The organism is Budvicia diplopodorum (assembly GCF_009800925.1).
In the GTDB taxonomy this organism is placed as follows: domain Bacteria; phylum Pseudomonadota; class Gammaproteobacteria; order Enterobacterales; family Enterobacteriaceae; genus Budvicia; species Budvicia diplopodorum.
In genome coordinates, this window is sequence record NZ_WOYF01000032.1 from 1 (window position 1) to 3,726 (window position 3,726).

Annotated in this window: 4 protein-coding genes; all 4 read left to right on the top strand. The window is 57.3% G+C overall.

The genetic code is table 11. From position 1 onward, the window contains the following. Window positions 1-30: 30 nt before the first annotated feature. Genes frdA through frdD form a run of 4 tightly spaced genes read left to right on the top strand, consistent with a single transcriptional unit; the run spans window position 31 to window position 3,349 of the window. Window positions 31-1,836, top strand: coding sequence for a fumarate reductase (quinol) flavoprotein subunit (gene frdA, locus GVI43_RS15625; RefSeq protein WP_159567761.1), 1,806 nt, complete (start codon window positions 31-33; stop codon window positions 1,834-1,836). After that, on the top strand, window positions 1,829-2,566 hold the full coding sequence (locus tag GVI43_RS15630) for a succinate dehydrogenase/fumarate reductase iron-sulfur subunit (protein ID WP_159567762.1): 738 nt from the start codon (window positions 1,829-1,831) through the stop codon (window positions 2,564-2,566). Before frdA ends, GVI43_RS15630 begins: the two co-directional genes overlap by 8 nt. Before the next feature lie 17 nt (window positions 2,567-2,583). Then, complete coding sequence (gene frdC, locus GVI43_RS15635) at window positions 2,584-2,976, top strand: fumarate reductase subunit FrdC (RefSeq protein WP_159567764.1); 393 nt, start codon at window positions 2,584-2,586, stop codon at window positions 2,974-2,976. 16 nt (window positions 2,977-2,992) lie between these two features. Then, window positions 2,993-3,349 (top strand): fumarate reductase subunit FrdD, encoded by a 357-nt coding sequence (gene frdD / locus GVI43_RS15640; protein ID WP_159567763.1) that lies wholly within the window; start codon window positions 2,993-2,995, stop codon window positions 3,347-3,349. Window positions 3,350-3,726 lie beyond the last annotated feature (377 nt).

The following is a 3,726-nucleotide window of genomic DNA, read 5'->3' on the forward strand; positions in this document are numbered from 1 at the left end:
CACTTTAACTGGAACATTTGGAGGAATGCAGTGCAAACCTTTAACGCTGATATTGCTATCATCGGTGCCGGTGGCGGCGGCCTTCGCGCCGCTATCGCCGCCGCCGAAGCTAATCCCGAACTCACCATTGCCCTGATTTCTAAAGTCTATCCCATGCGCAGCCACACCGTCGCCGCCGAAGGCGGCTCTGCCGCTGTCACGCAGGACCACGACAGCTTTGAATCCCACTTCCACGATACCGTCGCCGGCGGCGACTGGCTCTGCGAACAGGACGTCGTTCAGTACTTCGTCGAGCACAGCCCGCGGGAAATGATTCAGATGGAGCAGTGGGGCTGCCCGTGGAGCCGCAAGCCTGACGGCTCGGTCAACGTCCGCCGCTTTGGCGGCATGAAAATCGAACGCACCTGGTTCGCCGCCGATAAAACCGGCTTCCATATGCTGCATACCCTGTTCCAGACCTCCCTCAAGTACCCCAACATCAAACGCTTTGATGAACATTTTGTTCTCGACCTGCTGGTGGATGACGGCCATGCCCGCGGCTTAGTCGCCATGAACATGATGGAAGGGACCTTAATTCAAATCCGGGCCAATGCGGTCATTATGGCCACCGGCGGTGCCGGTCGCGTGTACCGTTATAACACCAACGGCGGTATTGTTACCGGTGATGGTATGGGCATGGCGTTTCGCCACGGCGTTCCGTTACGCGATATGGAATTCGTCCAGTATCACCCGACCGGCCTGCCGGGCTCCGGCATTCTGATGACCGAAGGCTGCCGCGGCGAAGGCGGCATTCTGGTCAATAAAGACGGCTACCGTTACCTGCAGGATTACGGCATGGGACCCGAGACCCCGCTGGGCAAACCCGAAAACAAATACATGGAACTCGGCCCGCGCGACAAAGTCTCTCAGGCCTTCTGGCACGAGTGGCGTGCCGGCCGCACCATTCCTTCCCCGCGCGGCGATGTGGTCTATCTCGACATGCGCCACTTAGGGGCCAAGGTGCTGCACGAGCGCCTGCCGTTTATCTGTGAACTGTCTAAAGCCTACGTCGGCGTAGACCCGGTTAACGAACCTATCCCGGTTCGCCCGACCGCCCACTACACCATGGGCGGCATTGAAACCAACCAGCACTGCGAAACCCGCCTCAAAGGGCTGTTTGCGGTAGGCGAATGTTCGTCCGTCGGCATGCACGGCGCTAACCGTTTAGGCTCCAACTCACTGGCTGAGCTGGTGGTGTTTGGCCGTCTGGCCGGTGAGCAGGCGGTTGAACGTGCCCGCACCGCTACCCCGGCTAACGCCGGCGCGCTGGATGCGCAGGCAAGCGATATCGAAGGCCGTCTGCACGCCCTGCTTAAGCAGGAAGGCACCGAGAGCTGGTCGACCATCCGTGATGAGATGGGCATGAGCATGGAAGAAGGCTGCGGCATTTACCGCACCACCGAACTGATGCAGAAAACCGTCGACAAGCTGGCTGAACTGAAAGAGCGCTTCAAGCGTATCCGCATCACCGACAACTCCGGGGTGTTCAATACCGACCTGCTGTACACCATTGAGCTGGGTCACGGTCTGGACGTAGCGGAATGCATGGCGATTTCAGCCCTCAACCGCCGCGAGTCCCGCGGGGCGCATCAGCGCTTAGACGAAGGCTGTACCGAGCGTGATGACGAGAACTTCCTCAAGCACAGCCTGACCTTCTTTAACCCACAAGGCGCACCGCGCTTAGAGTACAGCGATGTGAAAATTACCACTCTGGCCCCGGCCAAACGCGTTTACGGGGCGGAAGCTGACGCCCAGGATGCGGCAGACAAACTGAAGAAGGAGCAGGCCAATGTCTGAGATGAAAACCCTCACCGTTGAAGTCATGCGTTATCACCCTGAGCATGACAGTGCCCCGCACTTCGAGGCGTATGACGTGCCTTATGACACCTCCACCTCGTTGCTGGATGCGTTGGGCTACATCAAGGACAACCTGTCGCCGGACCTGTCTTACCGCTGGTCCTGCCGCATGGCCATCTGCGGCTCGTGCGGCATGATGGTCAATAAGGTGCCGAAGCTGGCCTGTAAGACCTTCCTGCGCGAATACGCGACTACCGGTCTGAAGGTGGAAGCGCTGGGCAACTTCCCGATTGAGCGCGATTTAGTGGTCGATATGACCCACTTTATTGAGAGTCTGGAAGCGATTAAGCCTTATATTATCAACGACAGCCTAAAGCCTGAAAACGGCGCCACCCTGCAGACCCCGGCCCAGATGGAGAAATACCATCAGTTCTCGGGCTGTATCAACTGCGGTCTGTGCTATGCGGCCTGCCCGCAGTTCGGCCTCAATCCGGAGTTTATCGGCCCGGCCGCCATTACGCTGGCCCACCGTTACAATCTGGATACGCGCGATAAGGGTAAGGCCGCCCGGATGCCTCAGCTTAACGGCAAGAACGGCGTGTGGTCCTGTACCTTCGTCGGCTACTGCTCTGAAGTCTGTCCGAAGCACGTTGACCCGGCCGCTGCTATCCAGCAGGGCAAGGTCGAGAGCTCGAAAGACTTTATGATTGCCATGCTGAAGCCTCAATAAAGGAGAGGGAGACTATGATGACGACCAAACGTAAGCCCTATGTCCGTGAGGTGAAAGCCGACTGGTGGAAAAGCTTAGGGTTCTATAAGTACTATATGTTTCGTGAAAGCACCGCAGTACCGGCGCTGTGGTTCAGCATTGTGCTGATTATCGGCCTGTTTGCCCTCAGGGGCGGACCGCAAAGCTGGGGAAGCTTTGTCGGCTTCTTGCAAAACCCGATAGTGATGGTGGTGAATATCATTACGCTGATTATGGCGCTGGTTCACACCAAAACCTGGTTTGACCTGACGCCGAAGGCCGCTAACGTGGTTATCGGTGACAACAAGCTGGGCCCGAAACCGATTGTGGCCGGCTTTTGGGCGGTGACTGTAGTGGTGAGCCTGGCTATCCTGGCCATTGCCCTGATTTAAACGGAGGAAGAACGACATGAATCAAGTAAACCCGAAACGTTCTGACGAACCGGTATTCTGGGGCCTGTTTGGTGCAGGCGGCATGTGGGGGGCGATGGTGGCCCCGGCGATTATCCTGCTGGTGGCGGTTATCCTGCCGCTGGGCTGGGCCCCGGAGGCGCTGAGCTACCCGCGCATTTTGGCGTTTTGCCAGAGCTTTATCGGCCGGGTGTTCCTGCTGCTGATGATTATCCTGCCGGTGTGGTGTGCACTTCACCGTATGCACCATATGACCCACGACCTGAAGTGGCACATTCCGGCCGGTAAGCTGGTGTTCTACGGCATTGCCGCGCTGCTGACCGTGGTAACGGTGTATGGTGTGATTACGCTGTAAGCCAGCCGGTGAGTTAACGCAACCAAATGAAACGCCCTGCAAGGGGCGTTTTTTTTATGGGGCTGATGACGGGTTTAATGGGGATATTGCGGCGGTCTTGGTTGCACAAGCCGTACCGGAATATCCCTTCGCTGGCGGCCGGAGGGAGTTGTCCGGCGGTTTGGCGAATCACGTGTGTTCGTGTATTCAATGACAGCGGGAGGCTTGCCCTTGCCCTTCATTCTGATCCCTTCTGGTCGTCATCCCGTTGAAAAACGGACCCAGTCCTTGACCTTATTCTCTTGAATTTAGAAGACAAAAACAAAGGTCAAATTCAACAGCTGGGTCCTGTTTTTCAACGGGATGACGACCCGACTACAAGGGCAAGGGTTAAGAGT